This window comes from Paraglaciecola sp. 25GB23A (assembly GCF_040012495.1).
Classification (GTDB): Bacteria; Pseudomonadota; Gammaproteobacteria; order Enterobacterales; family Alteromonadaceae; genus Paraglaciecola.
Map to the genome: position 1 here is coordinate 674,620 of NZ_JBDYKM010000001.1, position 19,995 is coordinate 694,614.

The 19,995-nt window shown below is 42.7% G+C and carries 18 protein-coding genes; 17 read left to right on the plus strand and 1 reads right to left on the minus strand.

Features of this window, described 5'->3' with window-relative positions; all coding sequences use genetic code 11:
• Positions 1-12 precede the first annotated feature (12 nt).
• Genes ABKW31_RS02940 through flgL form a run of 4 tightly spaced genes read left to right on the plus strand, consistent with a single transcriptional unit; the run spans position 13 to position 5,538 of the window.
• A complete protein-coding gene (locus ABKW31_RS02940) occupies positions 13-1,125 on the plus strand; it encodes a flagellar basal body P-ring protein FlgI (protein WP_348615185.1) in 1,113 nt (370 codons plus the stop codon).
• Positions 1,126-1,133: 8 nt separating this feature from the next.
• Positions 1,134-2,129, plus strand: coding sequence for a flagellar assembly peptidoglycan hydrolase FlgJ (flgJ, locus tag ABKW31_RS02945; RefSeq protein ID WP_348614706.1), 996 nt, complete (start codon positions 1,134-1,136; stop codon positions 2,127-2,129).
• A 14-nt stretch (positions 2,130-2,143) separates the two neighbouring features.
• Entirely contained in the window at positions 2,144-4,288 is a 2,145-nt protein-coding gene (locus ABKW31_RS02950) for a flagellar basal body rod C-terminal domain-containing protein (protein WP_348615186.1), read from the plus strand.
• 23 nt (positions 4,289-4,311) lie between these two features.
• A complete protein-coding gene (gene flgL / locus ABKW31_RS02955) occupies positions 4,312-5,538 on the plus strand; it encodes a flagellar hook-associated protein FlgL (RefSeq protein ID WP_348614707.1) in 1,227 nt (408 codons plus the stop codon).
• On the opposite strand, the gene ABKW31_RS02960 is transcribed toward flgL, so the two are convergent.
• Positions 5,535-6,473: a hypothetical protein gene (locus tag ABKW31_RS02960; protein ID WP_348614708.1), complete on the minus strand. Its 939-nt coding sequence runs from the start codon at positions 6,471-6,473 to the stop codon at positions 5,535-5,537. The genes flgL and ABKW31_RS02960 overlap by 4 nt on opposite strands.
• A gap of 243 nt (positions 6,474-6,716) precedes the next feature.
• On the opposite strand from ABKW31_RS02960, the gene ABKW31_RS02965 reads away from it, so the two are divergent.
• The 13 genes from ABKW31_RS02965 to pseI all read left to right on the plus strand — a co-directional run bounded on the left by ABKW31_RS02965 (position 6,717) and on the right by pseI (position 19,994).
• Positions 6,717-7,541 carry a flagellin gene (locus ABKW31_RS02965; protein WP_348614709.1) on the plus strand — a complete coding sequence of 275 codons (825 nt, stop codon included), beginning with the start codon at positions 6,717-6,719 and terminating at the stop codon, positions 7,539-7,541.
• Between the two features lie 404 nt (positions 7,542-7,945).
• Complete coding sequence (locus ABKW31_RS02970) at positions 7,946-8,776, plus strand: flagellin (RefSeq protein WP_348614710.1); 831 nt, start codon at positions 7,946-7,948, stop codon at positions 8,774-8,776.
• A 488-nt stretch (positions 8,777-9,264) separates the two neighbouring features.
• Positions 9,265-10,092 (plus strand): flagellin, encoded by an 828-nt coding sequence (locus ABKW31_RS02975; RefSeq protein ID WP_348614711.1) that lies wholly within the window; start codon positions 9,265-9,267, stop codon positions 10,090-10,092.
• A gap of 1,201 nt (positions 10,093-11,293) precedes the next feature.
• Positions 11,294-12,118 carry a flagellin gene (locus tag ABKW31_RS02980; RefSeq protein ID WP_348614712.1) on the plus strand — a complete coding sequence of 275 codons (825 nt, stop codon included), beginning with the start codon at positions 11,294-11,296 and terminating at the stop codon, positions 12,116-12,118.
• 83 nt (positions 12,119-12,201) lie between these two features.
• Positions 12,202-12,621 (plus strand): flagellar protein FlaG, encoded by a 420-nt coding sequence (locus ABKW31_RS02985; RefSeq protein ID WP_348614713.1) that lies wholly within the window; start codon positions 12,202-12,204, stop codon positions 12,619-12,621.
• Positions 12,622-12,639: 18 nt separating this feature from the next.
• Entirely contained in the window at positions 12,640-14,124 is a 1,485-nt protein-coding gene (gene fliD, locus ABKW31_RS02990) for a flagellar filament capping protein FliD (RefSeq protein WP_348614714.1), read from the plus strand.
• Between the two features lie 30 nt (positions 14,125-14,154).
• Complete coding sequence (gene fliS, locus ABKW31_RS02995) at positions 14,155-14,586, plus strand: flagellar export chaperone FliS (RefSeq protein WP_348614715.1); 432 nt, start codon at positions 14,155-14,157, stop codon at positions 14,584-14,586.
• Positions 14,583-14,891, plus strand: coding sequence for a hypothetical protein (locus ABKW31_RS03000; RefSeq protein WP_348614716.1), 309 nt, complete (start codon positions 14,583-14,585; stop codon positions 14,889-14,891). The genes fliS and ABKW31_RS03000 overlap by 4 nt, the downstream gene beginning before the upstream one ends.
• A gap of 132 nt (positions 14,892-15,023) precedes the next feature.
• Positions 15,024-16,022, plus strand: a complete 999-nt coding sequence (gene pseB / locus ABKW31_RS03005) for a UDP-N-acetylglucosamine 4,6-dehydratase (inverting) (RefSeq protein WP_348614717.1) — start codon at positions 15,024-15,026, stop codon at positions 16,020-16,022.
• Between the two features lie 11 nt (positions 16,023-16,033).
• Positions 16,034-17,179, plus strand: a complete 1,146-nt coding sequence (gene pseC, locus ABKW31_RS03010; protein ID WP_348614718.1) for a UDP-4-amino-4,6-dideoxy-N-acetyl-beta-L-altrosamine transaminase — start codon at positions 16,034-16,036, stop codon at positions 17,177-17,179.
• Entirely contained in the window at positions 17,176-17,874 is a 699-nt protein-coding gene (pseF, locus tag ABKW31_RS03015; RefSeq protein WP_348614719.1) for a pseudaminic acid cytidylyltransferase, read from the plus strand. The genes pseC and pseF overlap by 4 nt, the downstream gene beginning before the upstream one ends.
• 13 nt (positions 17,875-17,887) lie before the next feature.
• Positions 17,888-18,949, plus strand: coding sequence for a hypothetical protein (locus ABKW31_RS03020; protein WP_348614720.1), 1,062 nt, complete (start codon positions 17,888-17,890; stop codon positions 18,947-18,949).
• A complete protein-coding gene (pseI, locus tag ABKW31_RS03025) occupies positions 18,942-19,994 on the plus strand; it encodes a pseudaminic acid synthase (protein ID WP_348615187.1) in 1,053 nt (350 codons plus the stop codon). The genes ABKW31_RS03020 and pseI overlap by 8 nt, the downstream gene beginning before the upstream one ends.
• The last annotated feature ends 1 nt before the right edge of the window (position 19,995 follow it).

Sequence of the window (19,995 nt, forward strand, 5' to 3'; positions counted from 1 at the left end):
GTGGAGAGTATGATGCGTACTGTGTTAAATATAGGGTTAATTGCCTGTTTGATTTTTGCTCCAGTGTCTTCTGCGCAGCGCATCAAAGACTTGGCTACCGTACAAGGTGTGCGCAGTAATCAACTGGTGGGCTATGGCTTGGTGGTAGGACTACCCGGAACAGGCGAACAAAGCCCGTTTACTGAGCAAAGCTTTCGTACCATGTTATCTAATTTCGGCATTAGTTTAGCGAGCAATATAAAACCTAAAATTAAGAACGTGGCCGCCGTAGCGGTGCATGCCGAACTCCCTCCTTTCATTAAACCAGGACAAACCATCGATGTCACGGTGTCTTCTATTGGTGAAGCCGGCAGTTTGCAAGGTGGAACGCTGTTACAGACCTTTTTAAAAGGTCTTGATGGCAACATTTATGCAGTCGCACAGGGCAGCTTAGTAGTCAGTGGTTTTGGTGTACAAGGGGCTGATGGCTCGAAAATTGTGTCTAATACACCAACGGTTGGTCGGATCGCAAACGGAGCCTTAGTAGAGCGCGCAGTTGTCAGTGGCTTTATGCAAAATGACTATTTAACCTTTAATCTTAACTACCCTGATTTTTCTACGGCTAAAATTTTAGCTGATACGATTAATATGCGTTTAGGGGCTGATCCTGACAAAGGTTACATTATTGCCACTCCTATTGATGCGGCCTCTGTGCGTGTATCAGCACCTCGAGACGTCGGGCAAAGGGTCGGCTTTTTAGCTACCTTAGAAAATTTTGAGTTTGTACCAGCCAAAGCACCTGCTCGAGTGGTAATAAACAGCCGTACTGGCACCATTGTCATTGGTCAAGATGTGCGTTTATTACCCGCCGCTATTACACATGGCGGCCTGACGGTAACCATTGCTGAAAACCAAACAGTTTCCCAGCCAAATGCCCTTGCAGCTGGTGAAACAGTGGTCACCAATCAATCGATTATAGATGTCAATTTAGACGATACACGTATGTTCAAATTTGATCCTGGCGTGACCCTAGACGAACTGGTGCGTGCCGTGAATGAAGTGGGTGCGGCACCTGGCGATTTAATGGCGATTCTTGAAGCCTTGCGTCAAGCAGGCGCACTTCAGGGCGAGTTGGTTGTGATATAGGCCTGCCAATGGATCTTTCTCCCACCCTCCATAGCAACCTTGAGATGTCGCGTAATGCTAATGAGATCCAAGGTTTAGATACCTTGCGCCGTGCAGCTCAAAGCGGCGATAAAGGTGCCTTGGAAGAAGCCGCGAAACAATTTGAAGGTATTTTTTTGCAAATGATGCTTAAGTCCATGCGTAAGGCGCAAGACGTGCTATCTGACCAAGACAACCCTTTTAATTCTGAACAAGTTAAATTTTATCGCGATATGCATGACCAACAACTGGCCAATGATTTAGCGACTAATGGCAGCGTGGGTTTAGCAGACATTATTGTTAAACAGTTAGGGCAATTGGAGGATGGTTATACACCGGCCAGTGTGATCCGCAATGATGGCAACTTATCCAGTATTCAACAGCACCGGATAAACGCTGCCGCTCAAACACAAAGCCAAACACAAATTCAAACTCAAATTCCGGCTTTGGCTCGACCCACTGCCGCATTTAAGGCCAGTGGCTTTGACAGTCCGCAAGCCTTTTTAGAAAGCTTGTTCCCAGCGTTTCAAACAGTAGCAGAACAAATTGGTTTAGATCCCAAAGCCTTGTTAGCACAAGCCGCAGTGGAAACAGGTTGGGGCAAATACATGATCCATTCCGGTAACGGGCAAAATACCCATAATTTATTTGGCATAAAAGCAGATAGAAACTGGACTGGAAATAAAGCTGTGGTTGATTCCATTGAATTTGATCAGGGTGTTGCGACTACCAGTAAATCGCCTTTTCGTGCTTATGAGAATTTCACTGATGCACTGCAAGACTATGTCAATTTTGTGCAGCAAAGCCCACGTTATGAAAATGCCTTAAAAAAGAGTAGCCAGCCATCACAGTATTTTGATGAATTGCAGCAGGCGGGTTATGCAACCGATCCTGCCTATGCCGACAAAATAATGTCAGTGTTAAACAGCGAACTGCTTAGCAGCTTTGATCCCCAAAGTCGGCTTATGACGGAGAATGCCAAGTGATAAGCAACAACAATATTACCCGTACCGCCGATTTAATGTCGATAGCTCGCACTGGTGTTGATGCTAGCACCCAGTTGTTGAACACGGCCGGTCATAATATTGCCAATGTTAACACTGAAGGTTTTGTCAGGGAGCGGACTAATTTTGTCTCACAATTAACCGGCGGTGTTGGGCGTTCAACGACCGAACGCGTGATTAATACCTTTGCGCAAAATCAGTTGCGGCGCGACACCACGTTAGAGAGTCACTACCAAGAATATTGGGATAAAACCTCAGTTTTAGACAATGTTTTTGCCAGTGAAGCCAATAGTATTTCTAGCAGTATGAGTCGCTTTTTCGCTTCGGTGCAAACCGCTGCTGATGATCCTACTAGCACGGCTGCACGCCAATTAGTGTTGGGCGAATCAAATTCATTAATCGGCCAAATAGGTAATTTGACCGGGTTTCTAAGTAATAAAGAAAAAGAACTTAATATAGAAGTTCAAACCAACATTGATAAAGTCAATTCATTGGTTAAATCGATAACAGAATTAAATGCCGCGATCCGAGTGAGTCAGGCAAACAATCGATATGACGAGCCGGGAACACTAAAAAATCAGCGTGATCAAGCCGTATTAGATTTAGCCAGTTTAATGTCCATTGAGACCAGAGACAGTGGCACCGGTGATGGCTCTGTACTCGTTAACTTGTCTACCGGTGAATCACTTGTTATGCAAGATGGCTCGTTCAACGTGTTCACAGTTAATAACTCCGCTGATAGTAATTATAAGTCCTTACAGCTAAGCAGTAGTAGTGGAAAGCCAGTATCCATCAACCTCAAAGAAACCAATATGGGTGGCACTATTGGCGGCTTGTTCCGTTATCGTGATGAAGTATTAGAAAGTAGTCGCCGCGAGCTTGGACAACTCTCTCTTGCGTTAACTGAAACACTGAATACTCAAAATAGACTAGGCATGGACTATGACGGTCAAATTGGCAGCGATATTTTTAAACTACCTTCATTTGCTGCACTGAATTACTCGACCAATAATAGTTTAACCACGGTTGTGACCGGACGTGTGACTCAGGGGCAGGCGAGTCAAATAACCTCTGCTGATTATCAGGTTACCTTTGATGCGGTGACACCAGGTCTGCCGCCTACCGTTAATGTTACGATTGCAGCACTTAATCCTGATGGTTCACCGGTTTTAGGTGTAAGTGGTGCGCCCATTACACAGTCTTATACGGGCTTAACTGCACAATCAGGTACGTTTAATCCTGTTATTGGTGGCATAGAATTGGAGTTTGGTAGTGGCGCCAGTTATGTGGCGGGCGACAAATTTTTAGTCCAACCGACCAAAAATACCGCTGATAAAATTACTGTCAGTATGTCGCGGCCAGAAGATTTAGCCTTTGCTTCGCCAATACATGTTGAAGCAAGTTTGAGTAATTTAGGTGATGTCAAGTTAGTGTCTACGACAGTGCCCAATACCATAGTTGATAATACTTTTGCCAATAGCGCAGCTTCTGCTTTTAATGGCGCTGGTGGTATCCACAGCCCTGGCTCTTCGCCAACAGGGGCAACAGGAGTGGGTGCACCTGCCCAAATATTGTTTACTGCACTCGATGAATATCAGGTGTTAGATAGCGCCGGAACACTTATTACAACAGTATCAGGAACCAGCGATTTTACTAATATGCTGGCGCAAGCTGCAACCAGTGGCGCTTCGCCTGCTTGGCCAGCAGCCTTTAGTGCGCTTGATAATTATCCAGGATATGACTTGAGTTTACAGGGCGTGCCTAAGCCGGGTGACAGTTTTACCATTGCCTATAATACCGGTGGTTTAAATGATAACCGCAATGGTTTAGCCATGGCCGATCTGCAAAAAGCGTCAACGGTGCAATTAAATAACAGTGGCTCGGGCAATCCGGTTAGTTTTCACGAGGCCTATACCAATATCGTCAGTGATATTGGTCAAAAAGCGGCCAGTGCAGATATTTCCTTAAAAGCAGCCGAGGCTTTAAAGTCGCAGTCGAAAGACTGGTTTGAGTCTGTCTCTGGTGTGAGTCTTGACGAAGAAGCTGCAAACTTGGTGAGGTTTCAGCAGTCCTATTCAGCGGCTGCAAAATTATTAGGTACCGCACAAGACATGTTTAACACCATATTAAGTATTGTTTGATAAGGGATAACGAGAAATAAACTATGCGTATATCAACGGGGCAACTCTACGAAAGAAGTATTAATGCCGTATTGGAGAATCAGGGTAATTTATCTGACGTACAAACGCAGTTATCTTCGGGCAAAAAGCTATTACGACCCTCTGATGATCCGGTGGGAGCGGCACAAGTTATCCGCTTGACTGAAGAAGTGGATTTAATTGCTCAATATAAAAAGAACAGTAATGTATTAACCAACAGTTTAGAACAAGAAGAAACGGTATTAAGCAGTATTAATACAGCGGTTAACCGTGCGCGAGTATTAATGGTGCAGTCAGGCAATGGGGTATTGAATAGTAACGATAGAAAAGCGATCGCCATTGAAATGGAACAAATTCGCGATCAAGTTTTTGATTTAATGAACACTCGAAATGCGGGTGGCGAATATATTTTTGCCGGTTACCAGTCTGAATCGCCTGCTTTTGAATTGAATCAAAGCGCCACCGGCAATAAATACACTTTTGCTGGAGATTCGGGTGCAAGTGAAATAAAGATTTCAAATACTGTAACTATTCAAGCTAATAATTCAGGCAAAGATGTGTTTGAAAATGTGCTTGCCAGGCTAAACTCTACTATTACGTCCAGTAGCGGTGTGACCTCTGCGAGTTCAAGTGTTACTCAACAAAGTACCTACGATAAATTTCATTCGGCAAACTACGATGCAGTTAATGCGGCCAATAATGCTTATCAAGTGACGGTGCTCGCCGGTAATCAAGTACAGGTAACTCAAGTTGCCAGCGGCAATATAATCGATACTATTGATTTTTCCTCCGGTGTGCCTTTTACGTTTAAAGGCATTTCTTTTGATATTGAAGGCGCTGTAGGCGATACCGTTAACTTTCGCCTAGACCCACCTAATAAAGCCAATATTGCCGAAACCTTAAATAATTTTGTTATTGCTTTACGCGATGAAAATCTTGACTCAGGTGGCTATGATGAAGCATTGAATGATGCCCTAATTGGATCAGATAATGCCTTATCCAATGTCGCTGATGCTATGTCGGCTATTGGTGGTCGATTAAACGTCAGCCAGTCTGTTTATGAAGCTAATTTAGACTTAGAAATTACCGTTAAAGCCGCGCGTTCAAACATCGAAGATGTCGATTATGCCGTGGCAGTATCGGAATTAAGTAAACAGGAAACCGCTTTGCAAGCAGCACAGGCGACTTTTAGTCGCGTTACTGGCACGTCATTATTTGATTATATTCGTTAAAGCAGTGAAATTTTAGCCAAATAAACCTGACTTTTATTGTCGATATGAGAAGAGTAATAACTCAAGTATAAGTCTGAGTTTTTAATCACTAGGCCGGGATAACTATTATCGCCTGCTGACGGTAAAAATAATTTTTGTAATACCTTGCCAGTGGACAATTGCAGAGTAAAGACAGCCGTCACTAATTTGTTGTTGTGCACAACTCGGCCAGCTGCAATAGCCAGATTGTCATGCAGTAATTGCATAACAGGTCCTCCGAGATAAAATTTCAAATCAATCCAGCGCCAGTTTTTATGAGGGAAGTGACTGTGACCCAACTGTGCTGTGTAGCTGTCGGCGTCGCGTCGCACAATAGCAAAACATTGATTGCCCTGAAACACTAAGTCTGACTCATTGGGATAAGCAAGTTGATGTTTTTGCAAACTCAAGGCGCCGATGGCTTGTTGCTGAAAAGTACGCCGAGGATCACCTTGATATAAATCAATCGAATTTTCCTCACGATTATAGGCGAAACCATAGGCTTGTGAGGCCTGCCATCTAACCCGCCACAACCACCAATTATCTTTAGCGAATGCATTCGCTGATGACCAACTATGTCCATCGCCTGATACCCAACACATATTTTTTGACGGTTTATAAGTGCGCTGTTGATTTATTGCGCGAGCATGGGCGATTAATAATAACTTTCCATCTGGTGTGACACTGAGTTTGGGATCACGTAGATCGTAATTTGTTAAGTGTAATGTTGAGTTAGCCAGTACTTGGCCACCTAGATTCAGAGTGGTGATGCGAATCTTTCCATCATCACTGACATGGTTACCTGCCTGCCTATAACAACAAAATAAAAAATTATTAAACCAACATAAGTCGGTAAAGGCATTGTGTGAACCCAAAGTACTCACCGCTGATAACCATTCTAGTTTCATATTTATCATTTTTTTTATCTTATTAAGCTGTTGAATCTACGTTATATATTCTAAATCAGATGGCAAATTTTTGCCGTTTTTTTTAAAAACGGCAAAATTTTGTTAAAGGGATTTTTTTCTGGGTCGATACCTTTTCTGAGAGAGCCAGTAGTAATGATTTTTTAAGTGTCATTACTCTATTAGTGTTATTTAACCAATCGAATAGTATTCGATCGCCAGCTAACGCTGGACTGAGAGTGTAGGAGTACAACCATGGGTTTATTCGTAAATACCAATGTTTCATCGTTGAATGCTCAACGTCAATTGTTCAATTCAGGTACGTCATTAAATACATCTTTTGAACGTCTATCATCAGGTTTTAGAATCAACCGCGCTGCGGATGATGCTGCTGGCCTGCAAATTACTGACCGTTTAACTACCCAAATCCAAGGCTTAGATCAAGCAGCTAGAAATGCTAATGATGCTATTTCCTTGGCTCAAACGGCTGAAGGTGCCTTGTCAGAAGTGACATCATCTTTGCAACGTATCCGTACCTTAGCGGTACAGTCCCAGAACGGTATTAACGGTTCATCTGACCGTCTTGCCTTGCAAAAAGAAGTTTCTGCGTTAAAAGCAGAAATAACTCGCATATCAACCGATTCTCAATTCGGAAAAACCGATATTTTGACAGGTGCATTTTCAGCTACGTTTCTAGTAGGTGCAAATGGCGGTCAATCGATAGCGGTTTCACTAAACCAAACCGGCGGTTATGGTGCATCTGGTTTAGGTGTTTCAGGGACGACTGTTGCCACTGAAGCTGGCGCGTCTGCTGCCTTAACGTCTATTGATGCTGCAATATCTACCATAGGTGGAACACGGGCTGATTTAGGTGCGCTGCAAAATCGTTTCCAATCTACGATCAGAAACTTAAGCAATATCTCTGAAAACGTTTCGGCGGCTCGTTCACAAATTCGTGATACAGATTTTGCCACTGAAACAGCCAATTTGACTCGTAATCAGATCATTCAACAGGCCAGTTTGACCGTTTTAGGTCAGGCAAATCAAAGACCACAGGCAGCATTGTCTTTGTTAGGTTAAGCCTTGATTTAGATTTGATTTAGAGACCCATCTTCTGTTTGGGGCTAAGACGCCAGGAGGTAGTAACCAGGTTTTGATACGACCAAACAGTCGAGAGCGTTGCTCACTCTCTCAGAGATAAGAGCTAATAGCCGGAGGGTACTCCGGCTAACCCCAATAAACTATAAATAAACGCATGAATTTATTCGTGTTTTATTTATATTTTATTTATTTGTGTTTTTGTCTAAAGGTTTTTTCACTTCGATACGATACATAAGCATAGACGTTACGCTTCTAATAAAAACAACAGGCGAACGACTTAGCAGAGATCAAATAATACTAATAATACGATCCTGTTACCGTTAAGACAGCTAATAAAAATAATAGTCTGGCGGAGCTTAAACCAAATCGTTAGGAGAGAAAAAATGAGCTTATTCGTTAGCACGAATGTCTCGTCGTTGAATGCTACCCGTCAATTATTCACGTCGAACAACAACTTAAGTACCGCTTTTGAACGTTTGTCATCTGGCTTTCGCATTAACAGTGCAAAAGACGATGCGGCGGGTCTACAAATATCTAACCGCTTAACTACTCAAGTGCTGGGTTTGAACATGGCTGTGCGAAATGCAAATGATGGCATTTCACTTGCTCAAACCGCTGAAGGCGCCATGGGTGAAATTACTAACTCTTTGCAACGTATTCGCGTTTTAGCAGTACAGGCTCAAAACGGGATCAACGGCTCGTCTGACAGATTAGCTTTGCAGAAAGAAGTCTCAGCTTTAAAGTCTGAAATCACACGTATTGCTGAAACAACCCAGTTCGGTGGCTCCAATATTCTCGATGGCAACTTTTCTTCTGCATTCTTAGTTGGTGCTAATGCTGGTCAAACTATTAGCGTTAATATCCTCAAATCTGGTGGTTATGGTACCTCTGGTTTACTGGGTGGAACGAGCTTAAGTGTAGAAACGGTTGGCAATGCTTCAGCTGCTTTATCTGATGTATTAGCGGCGATTTCTATTATCGATGCAAAACGCGCAGACCTCGGTGCTGTGCAAAACCGCTTTCAATCTACGATTAGAAACTTAAGTAGCATTTCTGAAAACGTATCGGCAGCAAGAAGCCGTATTCGCGACACTGACTTTGCAGTTGAAACGGCAGAATTGACCCGCTGGCAGATCATTCAACAGGCTAGTATTACTGTGCTAGGTCAAGCAAATCAGCGTCCACAGGCAGCATTGTCTTTATTACAAGGGTAATAACTAACTAAAAGGTGGGTGTGATGATTACGCTAAAAACGCAACTGCGGGGGCAGGCTGCAACGCTAGAGGGATAGCAAAGAATAAAATCGGTCGAATTGCAAATTGTGGGGGCAGGCTGCAATCGACCGAGGGATGATACATTTATTAAGGTTTTTATACTGACGTTGCATAAAATGAACGTGCAGTACACTCTGATTAACCGCAGGGGCTTGCGCCTTTTTGGTAAATCGCTGACAGGCAGAAGAGACGCCAGGAGGTAGTGAGGTATTGAGGTTTTGGCCATCAATCCTGTCTGTCAGCATGAGCTTACGCTCGCACTTTTTGCATTTGTTTGTGCGTATTAAACACTTAACAAAGCGCTAACCAGGGTACCAGTTAGCAACTAAATAGAAGCACGTATTGTGCCAACTTTAACTTTGTTAAAACCCGTTACATTGACGCCTTAATTAAAATAATAAGTCGATGGCAGGTTAGGAGAACTAGATATGAGTTTATATGTAAGTACCAACGTTTCCTCGTTGAATGCCACGAGGCAACTTTTTACCTCAAATAATAATTTGAGTACGGCGTTTGAGCGTTTATCGAGCGGCTTTAGGATCAATAGTGCTAAAGATGATGCTGCTGGGTTACAGATATCCAATCGATTAACAACCCAAGTATTGGGTTTGAATATGGCGGTTCGTAATGCCAATGATGGTATTTCTTTAGCGCAAACGGCAGAAGGAGCGATGGGAGAGATCACCACTGCACTGCAGCGGATCCGGGTACTGTCGGTACAGGCGCAAAATGGTATTAATGGTTCATCTGATAGATTAGCCCTGCAAAAAGAAGTATCGGCACTCAAGCAAGAAATTACTCGAATAGCTGAAACTACTCAGTTTGGTGGCGTTAACATATTAGAAGGTAGTTATTCTTCGGCTTTTTTGGTCGGGGCAAATGCTGGACAGACTATTAGCGTTAATATTCAAAGAACAGGTGGATTTGGTACGTCGGGTTTGTTCGCAGGGGTAGATGTTACGGTTGCAACACCATCCGGGGCATCCGCGGCCTTAAGCCAAATATCAGAAGCAATTTCGATAATTGATGCAAAACGGGCGGATTTAGGTGCGGTGCAAAATAGGTTTCAATCGACTATTAGAAACCTCAGTAGTATCTCAGAGAATGTGTCAGCGGCAAGAAGTCGTATTCGGGATACAGATTTTGCCGTCGAAACGGCAGAGTTGACCCGTTGGCAGATTATTCAACAAGCGAGTATTACGGTGTTGGGACAAGCTAATCAGCGTCCACAATCCGCCTTGAGTTTGTTGGGATAATAAAAAGTAATTAAAGAGGGTAGGAAATGAGAGGCCACCCGGGAGCGAATAAGGCTATTCGCTCGACAAGGCCAAGGACGGCTACTTTTAAATAACTAACAGAATTCTAATGCTAGTGTTGATGATAAAGAGGCAAAAATATGTGTTTTATAAAATTACAGTACCTCTTTGCAACGTTAGTATGTAAGCAGTTTGCTCGTTCTCCTAACGTGAGCAATTTGGTCGGGGTATTTGCCCTGGCCTTTTTTCCAGCGGCTAGCTCGAAATAGGAAAATGAGATGCTAAATTTTATTGCAGGATGTTGTGGCAAAAAAAGATGCTAAAATATGTCAAAAATTTGGCTAAACAGCCGTTTATCAGCTAAACCTAAAGAAAGCTGGTTGTAACTACTTTGCTCGTTCTCCTAACGTGAGCAAGTTGGCCTAGGCATTTGCCTAGGCCTTTTTTATTGAATCTGCATTACCTAAGTATATGAATACTAGGTCTTTTCTAAATAAAACGTCCAACTAACAAGACTGAGAGTGTAGAAGTTTGGTTGAGAGGCCAGTATTCATCTCTAACCCTGCCAGTCGGACAGAAATCGTATTTGCTCGTTCTCCTAACGCTAACAAGTGTATTTAGATACAAACTATATGGTCTATATTTAAATCAACTTATCACGTCCACCCCTACCTGTTTTTATTATTTTTTGGTAAAGGTATTTAATAAAACGTCCAACTAACAAGACTGAGAGTGTAGAAGTTTGGTTGAGAGGCCAGTATTCATCTCTAACCCTGCCAGTCGGACTGAAACTTTTTATTATGTATTTGTAGTAGCTGTTAGTTAGACGATTCACCATCGGCAATATCCTCACTATCAAACCATTACGCATTGATACAATAACTAAGCAGATGCTATGCCAACTTTTTTAAATGAATTGAGCTTAGCCTTTTTTGACTATGCTTTTTTACTTCCCTAGGTTTTCTAAAAAAATTTTCAAAAAAACGAAAATAAAATTAAAGATTCTCTAGTTGCAGTCGATACCTATAGTTGAGGGGCATTCCGAGTGATTGCTTTTAGTTTTCAGTAAGGTAGAGGTACCAAACTGGAGTTAAGTGAGGCGGTGTTAAATGGGGAGGCCTATTTAACATTGAAAATGAGGCAAACTTATCGTGTTAGTCGATTATTTAATGACAAGCGATGGGTTTTCAGGAGGTAATTTATGGGCTTATTTGTAAACACTAACGTATCGTCGTTGAATGCTCAGCGCCAGTTATTCAACTCTGGACAAGCGCTTAACACGTCATTTGAAAGATTGTCATCTGGTTTTCGTATTAACCGCGCCGCAGATGATGCAGCGGGCTTGCAAATTTCAGATCGTTTAACCACTCAGGTACAAGGGTTGGATCAAGCGGTGCGAAATGCAAATGATGCGATTTCACTAACACAAACTGCAGAAGGCGCACTAGGCGAGGTGACAAATTCGTTACAACGCATCAGGACCCTAGCAGTTCAATCTCAAAACGGTATCAATGGATCTTCTGACCGTTTGGCGCTGCAAAAAGAAGTGTCAGCGTTAAAGAGTGAGATAACACGGATATCTACCGATACCCAATTTGGTAAAACAGACATCCTAACGGGTTCTTTTTCAGCGACATTCTTAGTCGGTGCTAATGGTGGACAAACCATCGCAGTTGGATTGACTCAATCTGGCGGTTACGGCACTTCAGGTTTAAGTTTAACCGATACTACTGTTGCAACAGTAGGTGGAGCGAGCGCAGCCTTAACCTCTATTGATGCTGCTATTTCAACCATCGGTGGTGCCAGAGCGGATTTAGGTGCTCTGCAAAACCGTTTTCAATCTACTATCCGTAACTTAAGCAATATTTCTGAAAACATTTCTGCTGCACGTTCACAAATCAGAGATACAGATTTTGCTACTGAAACAGCTAATTTAACCCGTAATCAGATTGTACAACAAGCATCGTTGTCAGTATTGAGTCAGGCCAACCAGCGTCCGCAATCAGCTTTGTCGTTATTGGGATAAGGTTTAGCGGTTAGTTTTATACAGAGTCGGATGGGTTAGCTTTATTGATTTAAAGCTGACTCATTTCATTGCGGAGGTGTAAGATGGAGATTGAGGTCTCACAAAGTGGTAAAAATCTTGCAATACCAAAATATAGTAATCCTGGTTTAAGCGACACTGCGGTGCTTGAAAAAGCACAAAATCAAGATGAAAAGCAAGAAACTGTTAAAGGTATTACGGTAAATACCGATACAGTGGTTAATACTGAAAAGCTATTATCTACTGATATAATCAAAGCAGCGGTCGAAGAGTTAAGTAGTTTTGCCAAAGCGAGTAGCCGTCAACTGGCTTTTTCGGTAGATGAGAGTAGCGACAGACCCGTAGTGAAGGTAACTGATACTGAATCTGGTAAGGTCATTCGTCAAATTCCTTCTGAAGAAGTACTGAAATTGTCAGAGCGATTGCGCGATTTGCAGTCTGATATAGGTAATGCTGTCGGAGTTCTTTTCAACAAACAGGTATAGATAGTAAAGAGGTTTCTAATGACGATCCAGTCGCTGGGTGTAGGTTCTGGTTTAGATCTTGAGAGTTTAGTGGGTCAGTTAATTGACGCAGAGCGAAAGCCTAAACAAGCAAGGCTAGATGCGAAAGATGAATCTTTTGATGCTGAAATATCAAGTCTTGGTAAATTAAAATCCAAGATGAAAGATTTTTTAGACTCAGTAGATGAGTTGCGCACAGATACTGCCTTGAAAGGTCGTGAGCCGACCATTACAAATCCCAGTGACAATGTAGAACCTTTTACCGCTGAAGCTGCAAACAGTGCAGTTGAAGGAAGTTATAAAATCTCAGTCAGTCAGTTGGCTAGCGGCAGTCGTATTGAAACTGCAAAAGCGGCTGACGGCGGCTTTGCAAGTACTTCGTCTAGCGTATTAAGTGCCGGGTCGGGCTCACTGACCTTTAAAATTCCCAGTACCAGTGATTCATTTTCTATTAATGTAACAGCCGGTATGACGCTGCAACAAATGAGTACCGCAATAAATAACTCGGCTAATAACTTCGGTGTGACATCGAGTATTATAGATACCGGTACTGCATCGGGAGGGGCTAAGCTGGTCTTTTCTTCGGCAACGACAGGGTCAGGAAATGATTTAGTTATTTCTAATGACAATGATTTACCCGAATTAAATCGTGTATCAACGGTAAATTCATCAGGAACGACTGCGGTAACAACCCTCGGTGATCCCGCTTTCTTAAGTCCAGTTGTTTCGGCACAAAATGCCAAAGCCAATATTGACGGTATCGATGTTGAGAGTTCGACTAACGAGTTCGAAAATACTATTGAGAATGTGTCTTTTGAGGTGTCTGAAGTTTCAGAGCTTGAAGGCGATGCCGTTACGCGTAAAAAATCGACGCTTAAAATAGGTTTTGATACTGAAGGTATTGATAAAAAAATTCGTGATTTTGTCGATAACTTTAATGCCCTAAACAAAGAAATGACAAACCTGACAAAATACGGTTTATCAGATTTAGAGGATGATGGTGCTCTTGCTGGCGACTTTATGATCCGTGGTATACAGCAAGGCCTTTCGACTATCGTCGGTTCAGCGGTTTCAAACTCAGGTCTAGGCACTATTTTTCAGTTGGGTATTGAGTTTAATGAAGATGGTGATTTAGAGATTGGCTCAAACGATAAATATGGTTTTGGTAGTGGTGAGGATCGATTAAAAGCCGCTCTTAAAGATAATTTTGATGACATTGCTAAGCTGTTTACTGATGAAAACCAAGGTATTGGTCAACGTTTGTATGATTATGTTGAGCAGTACACTTCCTACAGTGGTTTATTAACTAATCGCGAGAGATCAGTTAAGGATCAAAAAGATTTATTGGCAGATGAAAGAGAACAGTTTGAGTTAAGAATGTCAGGTTATGAGCAAATCCTGCGAGACAAATATTTAGGACTGGATCAAACCGTTGCTAAACTTAACCAGACGGGTTCGGCGCTTATCGCGATGTTAGGTAATTAAGTTAATTTAAAAACGTAAAAGGTAAGTAACGTGATGTTAAAAGGTATTAATGCGTATAAAAAAGGCAATCTAAAACAAGATATTGCCCATGCTGACCCGCATAAGTTAACTTTGATGTTAATGCAAGGTGCGCTAGAGCGCATGGCCTATGCAAAAGGGGGGATGGAGCGCAAGGATTACGCCTTTAAATCAGAACATATTTCTCGTGCCACAGCCATAATAGTAACTTTACGCGATACCCTAGATATGGAAGCCGGTGGCGAAGTATCAACTAACTTATTCAATCTATATGACTATATGGTGCAACGTCTGGTTGATGCCAGTGTACAGAATAGCTTGAAGATAATGGATGAAGTGATTAACCTACTGCTACCAATTAAGACAGCCTGGTCACAAATTCCTGAGTCAGCCAAATTAGAGGCTTATGAAATGAGAAGGCAAAAACAACAAGCAGCCGTTTGAAAAACCTAATCTTAGATCATGCCAACACTCCAATTCGTTTAAAAGAGCTCAATGCACAAATAGTTGCGCTCTTTTCCGATGAGACAATCGACGAATCAGCCCTTCTGAAATTAATTGACACTCGCGATGTCCTTATCCGTGAGCACCTCAATAGCTGTGATGTTGAAATACAAAAAATCTTTGCCAAAGCTGAACTTGAGATAAATGGCCTGTTAGTTGCTTGTACAAAAGAGCTATCAAAAACGTCATTAAAACAACTGAGTGATCTCATTCGTGGGCGTAAAGCAGTAAAAAAATACCTTTAGCTGTCAATATTGTGTTTTTGGGTTTCTAATGACTTCATAGTTGTCGATATCTTGAGTCCAAGCTGTTGGTAATTGAATGACAACACTAAAAATATACCGGGACAAGCTCCCAAATCAGTCGGAGATGTGAACGTGTTTAATAATAAAGTGATTTTAATTACCGGTGGTACAGGCTCTTTTGGAAAACGTTTTGTTGAGCACATCGTCGCCCATTACCAACCCAAAAAAGTCATTATCTACTCTCGTGATGAGTTAAAACAATTTGAAATGCAACAAACTCATGCTCATCCTTGCATGCGCTATTTTATTGGTGATGTAAGGGATAAAGAGCGCTTGAAAAGTGCCATGCGTGAAGTTGACTATGTTATACATGCTGCCGCGCTCAAGCAGGTTCCTGCGGCTGAATATAACCCTAACGAATGCATCAAAACCAATATTTACGGTGCGCAGAATGTCATTGATGCCGCCATTGAAACTAATGTCAGTCGTGTCATCGCCTTATCCACTGATAAAGCGGCCAATCCTGTTAACTTGTATGGCGCTACTAAATTGGCTTCGGATAAGCTATTTGTTGCGGCCAATAATATGTCGGGTGCTAAAGGTCCTCGTTTTGCGGTGGTACGTTACGGTAATGTGGTGGGGTCTCGCGGCTCTGTTGTGCCATTTTATCGACAGTTAATTGCTAAAGGTGTGACGTCATTACCGGTGACCCATGTCGAGATGACACGCTTTTGGATCACCTTGGATAAAGGCGTTGAATTTGTTATTCAAAACTTTCAACGTATGCAAGGTGGAGAGATTTTTGTGCCTAAAATACCGTCCATTCGTATTCTTGATTTAGTGGAGTCCATTAGTGGGCAACGTGACTATGAAGTGGTAGGTATCAGACCTGGTGAAAAATTACATGAGGTGATGGTGCCAGAAGAGATGGCTCATCACTCGCTGGAGTTTGCTGATCATTATGTGATTACTCCTGCTATCACTTTTTTTGACAAAACGGTTGATTATAAAAAGAATAAATTAGGTGAAATAGGCCATGCGGTGTCAGATAAATTTGAATATCATTCAGGTACTAATCCCCACTTTCTGTCTATTGATGAGTTAAAACAACTAGACCAAGATACCTTGTAAGAGCGTAGTTTATGATCCCCTATGGAAAACATAGTATTGATGACGCTGATGTCGAAAGTGTGGTTGATGTACTACGCAATCAGTTTCTAACGCAAGGCTCTGTTGTTCCCCGTTTTGAACAAGCGCTGTGTGATTATACCGGGGCCAATTATGCGATTGCGGTAAATAGTGCCACCTCCGGTTTACATATTGCGTGTCTTGCCGCCGGTGTTGGCCAAGGTGATCTTGTCTGGACTGTTGCAAACTCTTTCGTAGCTTCTGCTAATTGCGCGCGTTTTTGTGGTGCTGATGTCGACTTTGTTGATATCAATCCGCTTACCCGCAATATCGATATCGCGTGCCTAGAACAAAAATTACGCCAAGCACAACAAAATAATAGGCTGCCCAAGGTGCTAATTGTTGTGCATTTTGCTGGTTTAAGTTGTGATATGCAGCTTATACGACAGTTAACCCAGTCCTATGGCATTGTATTGATTGAAGATGCTGCTCATGCACTGGGCGGGGACTATTTGGGCCAAAAGATAGGCTCTTGTCAGTTTTCTGATATGACGGTCCTGAGCTTTCATCCGGTTAAGTCCATTACCAGTGCAGAAGGTGGGGCGGTACTGACCAATAAAGCAGAATATGCTACGTCTGTGTCATTATTCGCCAAACACGGCATCACCCGTGATCCGGCCTTAATGGTGAGCCCGAGTGATGGGCCATGGTACTATCAGCAAATTGAATTGGGCTATAACTATCGGTTAAGCGATGTACATGCCGCATTGGGTTTGAGCCAATTGCAAAAACTTGATCAGTTTATAGGGCAGCGCCGATTATTGGCCGAGCGTTATAGACAAACTATCGCCACATTACCTTTGCTTTTGCCCAGCGAAGAGAGTTATATGAGCAGTGCATGGCACCTTTACATGGTTGAGTTAACTCAGCATGATCGCTTAAGTGTTTATCAGCAATTACATAACAAAGGTATTGGGGTGAACGTGCATTATATTCCAATTCATCTGCAGCCTTATTACCAAAACCTCGGTTTTCGTAAGGGCTATTTGCCTAATACCGAACACTATTACCAGCAGGCTCTGACTTTACCTCTTTTTCCTAGTATGACGGAAGAAGAGCAAACCACGGTAATAGCAGCGCTTAATGAGGTATTACTTTGAATTTGGCGATTATTCCCGCGCGCGGCGGCAGTAAACGTATTCCCCAAAAAAACATTAAATTATTTGCTGGTAAACCGTTAATTGCCTATTCCATTGAGGCTGCACAAAAAAGCGCGGTGTTTGATAAAATTTGGGTGTCTACCGATTGTGAGGACGTTGCCAAGGTCGCTAGGCAATATGGTGCTGAGGTGCCTTTTATCAGGCCACAGACTTTGTCGGATGACTTTGTTGGTACCGGACCAGTTACCCAGCACGCAATTAATTATTTCGGCCAACAACAGGGCAGCTTGCCCGATTTTTGTTGCTGTATTTATGCTACGGCGCCCTTTTTGCAATTTGCATTTTTGCGCCAAGCCTTACAACAATTGCAAGGTGATAGTAATAAGTCTTTTGCTTTTTCTTGTACGACCTTCGCTTTCCCTGTGCAACGTGCTTTGAAATTACAAGGCTCGGGACTTGCCCCTATGTATCCCCAACATATTGGTCAACGCTCACAAGATTTACCTGAGGCCTATCACGACGCGGGCCAGTTTTATTGGGGTACCAGTGACGGCTTTTTGAGTAATAAGGCTATGTTTAGTGAACATGCTATTCCCATTATTTTGCCCCGCCATCTGGTGCAGGATATTGATACCCCTGAAGATTGGCAACGCGCAGAGCTGATGTATCAGGCTTACATCCAACAGAATAGATAAGTCGGTGACAATAATGACCATTACTAAGCCTTTTGCACCTGAAAAAATATTACTGATCCGGATGTTATCAGAAGGTGATGTTGTGGCTATTGGCCTGCCAGCGTTGCGTTTTTTTCGGCAAAAATTTCCTCAGGCCGAATTACACTTATTGACTTACGGGCGAGGTAAGGCCTTGGTTGAACTGGCAGAGCCAGACCTTGACGTTAGAACACTTGAACATTGGCCTGATGATTTTTTCCAAGCGATGGAAACCTTTTTAGGCCTAGCAGAAGATATTATTGGCGAAACTTATTCCCAAATAGTCAACCTAGATACAGCCTTTATGCCGTGTTTTTTAGCGCGTTTTTTACAAGATGCGGGCGAGCCTGTTAGCGGTAATTATTTATCGATGTCAATCCAGACCTTGATTGATAAGGTCGGGGATCAAAGTTTACAAGCAGACTATGTGAATGTGCCGGCTACTTACATGTTAAGCAGTTTTTTTACCATGAGTCGCTGGTTTTCAAATTGGGCCCTCGGAGACTATTTACCTGAAGGTGGTTACCCTGAGTTTTATTTAAAACAATGCTGTGGTTTTAGTCGCCTTGAAATGGATAGTCAAATCGCTTTGAGCCACAAGGACGCTGCTCAGAAAAGCAATAACAAGCCGCTTATTGCCTTGTGTTTATCTCAATCTGCCGATGGTTATAACTATCCACACGGGAAAATCCTGCGCTTGGCGCTAGAGCAGAAAGGGTTTAAGGTTTGGTTTGATACGGAATTAAGTAAGGACATAAGTCAATTATTACGTCAACTGCACAAGAGTGATTTGATGGTTGGCAAACCCAGTGCGTTTAAGTGGTTTGCTGATGCAGTTGCTTGTCCTAGTTTATTGATCAGCGGTGCTAGTGATGCAAAAATATTTATGCCTGACTATGCCACTGATACCACTGCACCGTGTCCACTCCATTCGGGGCAACTTCTAACCCAATATGAACGTTTACAGGCTAAGTGTTTATGTGATGATCCTGAGCTTCTGGCCGATAACATAGCAGCAATATTGCAGGAAATAAGTGGAACAGAGCAACATGACTGATATTCAACTTGGCCATTTGACTATTGGCCCCAGCCATCCTCCATTTATCATTGCCGAATTAAGTGGTAATCATAATCAGCAGTTAGATTTGGCAATCGAGATGGTGGAGGCCGCGGCTAAAGCCGGCGCGCATGCCATTAAGTTGCAAACCTTTACAGCTGATAGCATGACATTGGATGTGGACACCGATGATTTTGTTATTCAAGAACAAGACAGTTTATGGTGCGGCGAAAAACTCCATGGCTTATATCAAAAAGCCGCCACTCCTTATGAATGGCATGGTGAATTGTTTAATAGGGCTAAAGACTTGGGAATGTTGGCATTCAGCTCACCCTTTGATGAAGCGGCCGTTGACTTTTTAGACGCCTTAGATGTGCCTTGTTTTAAAATTGCCTCTTTCGAATTAACGGATTTACCCCTGATAGCCAAAGCAGCATCAAAGGGTAAACCCTTAATCATGTCCACCGGCATGGCGAGTTTAAGTGAGATAGAAGAAGCGGTAACGACAGCCAGAAAAGCCGGTTGTGTGGATCTTATTTTATTAAAGTGTACTAGCACCTATCCCGCCCAAGCCAGCAACACTAACTTACTCACTATTCCTCATTTGGCGCACGCTTTTACTTGTCAGGTAGGTTTATCCGATCATACCGCAGGCATTGGCGTGTCTGTCGCTGCAGTTGCCTTAGGGGCAACGGTGATTGAGAAACACTTTGTATTAGACAGAAGTGCAGGCGGAGTGGACGCGGCTTTTTCTCTAGAGCCTAAGGAGCTTTCATCCTTAGTGCTGGAAACGCAACGCGCCCATCAGGCGATGGGACAAGTTTGTTATGGTGGTACCCATTCTGAAGAAAAGTCGAAGCAATATCGTCGCTCAATTTATGTTTGTGAAGATATAAAAAAGGGCGAGACCCTGAGCCGTAAAAACCTGCGTATCGTTCGACCCGCTTTTGGCCTTGCTCCTAAACATTGGGACAAGGTGCTGGGACTCACTGCTAAGTGTGACTTAAGCAAAGGTACGGCGCTTGATTGGTCTTTTTTTGAGTAAT

What these genes read in the sequence shown, in the direction of transcription:
- ABKW31_RS02940 (WP_348615185.1), top strand. Translation starts at nt 13, where the DNA reads ATGCGTACTGTGTTAAATATAGGGTTAATTGCCTGTTTGATTTTTGCT.
- flgJ (WP_348614706.1), top strand. Translation starts at nt 1,134, where the DNA reads ATGGATCTTTCTCCCACCCTCCATAGCAACCTTGAGATGTCGCGTAAT.
- flgL (WP_348614707.1), top strand. Translation starts at nt 4,312, where the DNA reads ATGCGTATATCAACGGGGCAACTCTACGAAAGAAGTATTAATGCCGTA.
- ABKW31_RS02960 (WP_348614708.1), bottom strand. Translation starts at nt 6,473, where the DNA reads ATGATAAATATGAAACTAGAATGGTTATCAGCGGTGAGTACTTTGGGT.
- ABKW31_RS02965 (WP_348614709.1), top strand. Translation starts at nt 6,717, where the DNA reads ATGGGTTTATTCGTAAATACCAATGTTTCATCGTTGAATGCTCAACGT.
- ABKW31_RS02970 (WP_348614710.1), top strand. Translation starts at nt 7,946, where the DNA reads ATGAGCTTATTCGTTAGCACGAATGTCTCGTCGTTGAATGCTACCCGT.
- ABKW31_RS02975 (WP_348614711.1), top strand. Translation starts at nt 9,265, where the DNA reads ATGAGTTTATATGTAAGTACCAACGTTTCCTCGTTGAATGCCACGAGG.
- ABKW31_RS02980 (WP_348614712.1), top strand. Translation starts at nt 11,294, where the DNA reads ATGGGCTTATTTGTAAACACTAACGTATCGTCGTTGAATGCTCAGCGC.
- ABKW31_RS02985 (WP_348614713.1), top strand. Translation starts at nt 12,202, where the DNA reads ATGGAGATTGAGGTCTCACAAAGTGGTAAAAATCTTGCAATACCAAAA.
- fliD (WP_348614714.1), top strand. Translation starts at nt 12,640, where the DNA reads ATGACGATCCAGTCGCTGGGTGTAGGTTCTGGTTTAGATCTTGAGAGT.
- pseC (WP_348614718.1), top strand. Translation starts at nt 16,034, where the DNA reads ATGATCCCCTATGGAAAACATAGTATTGATGACGCTGATGTCGAAAGT.
- ABKW31_RS03020 (WP_348614720.1), top strand. Translation starts at nt 17,888, where the DNA reads ATGACCATTACTAAGCCTTTTGCACCTGAAAAAATATTACTGATCCGG.
- pseI (WP_348615187.1), top strand. Translation starts at nt 18,942, where the DNA reads ATGACTGATATTCAACTTGGCCATTTGACTATTGGCCCCAGCCATCCT.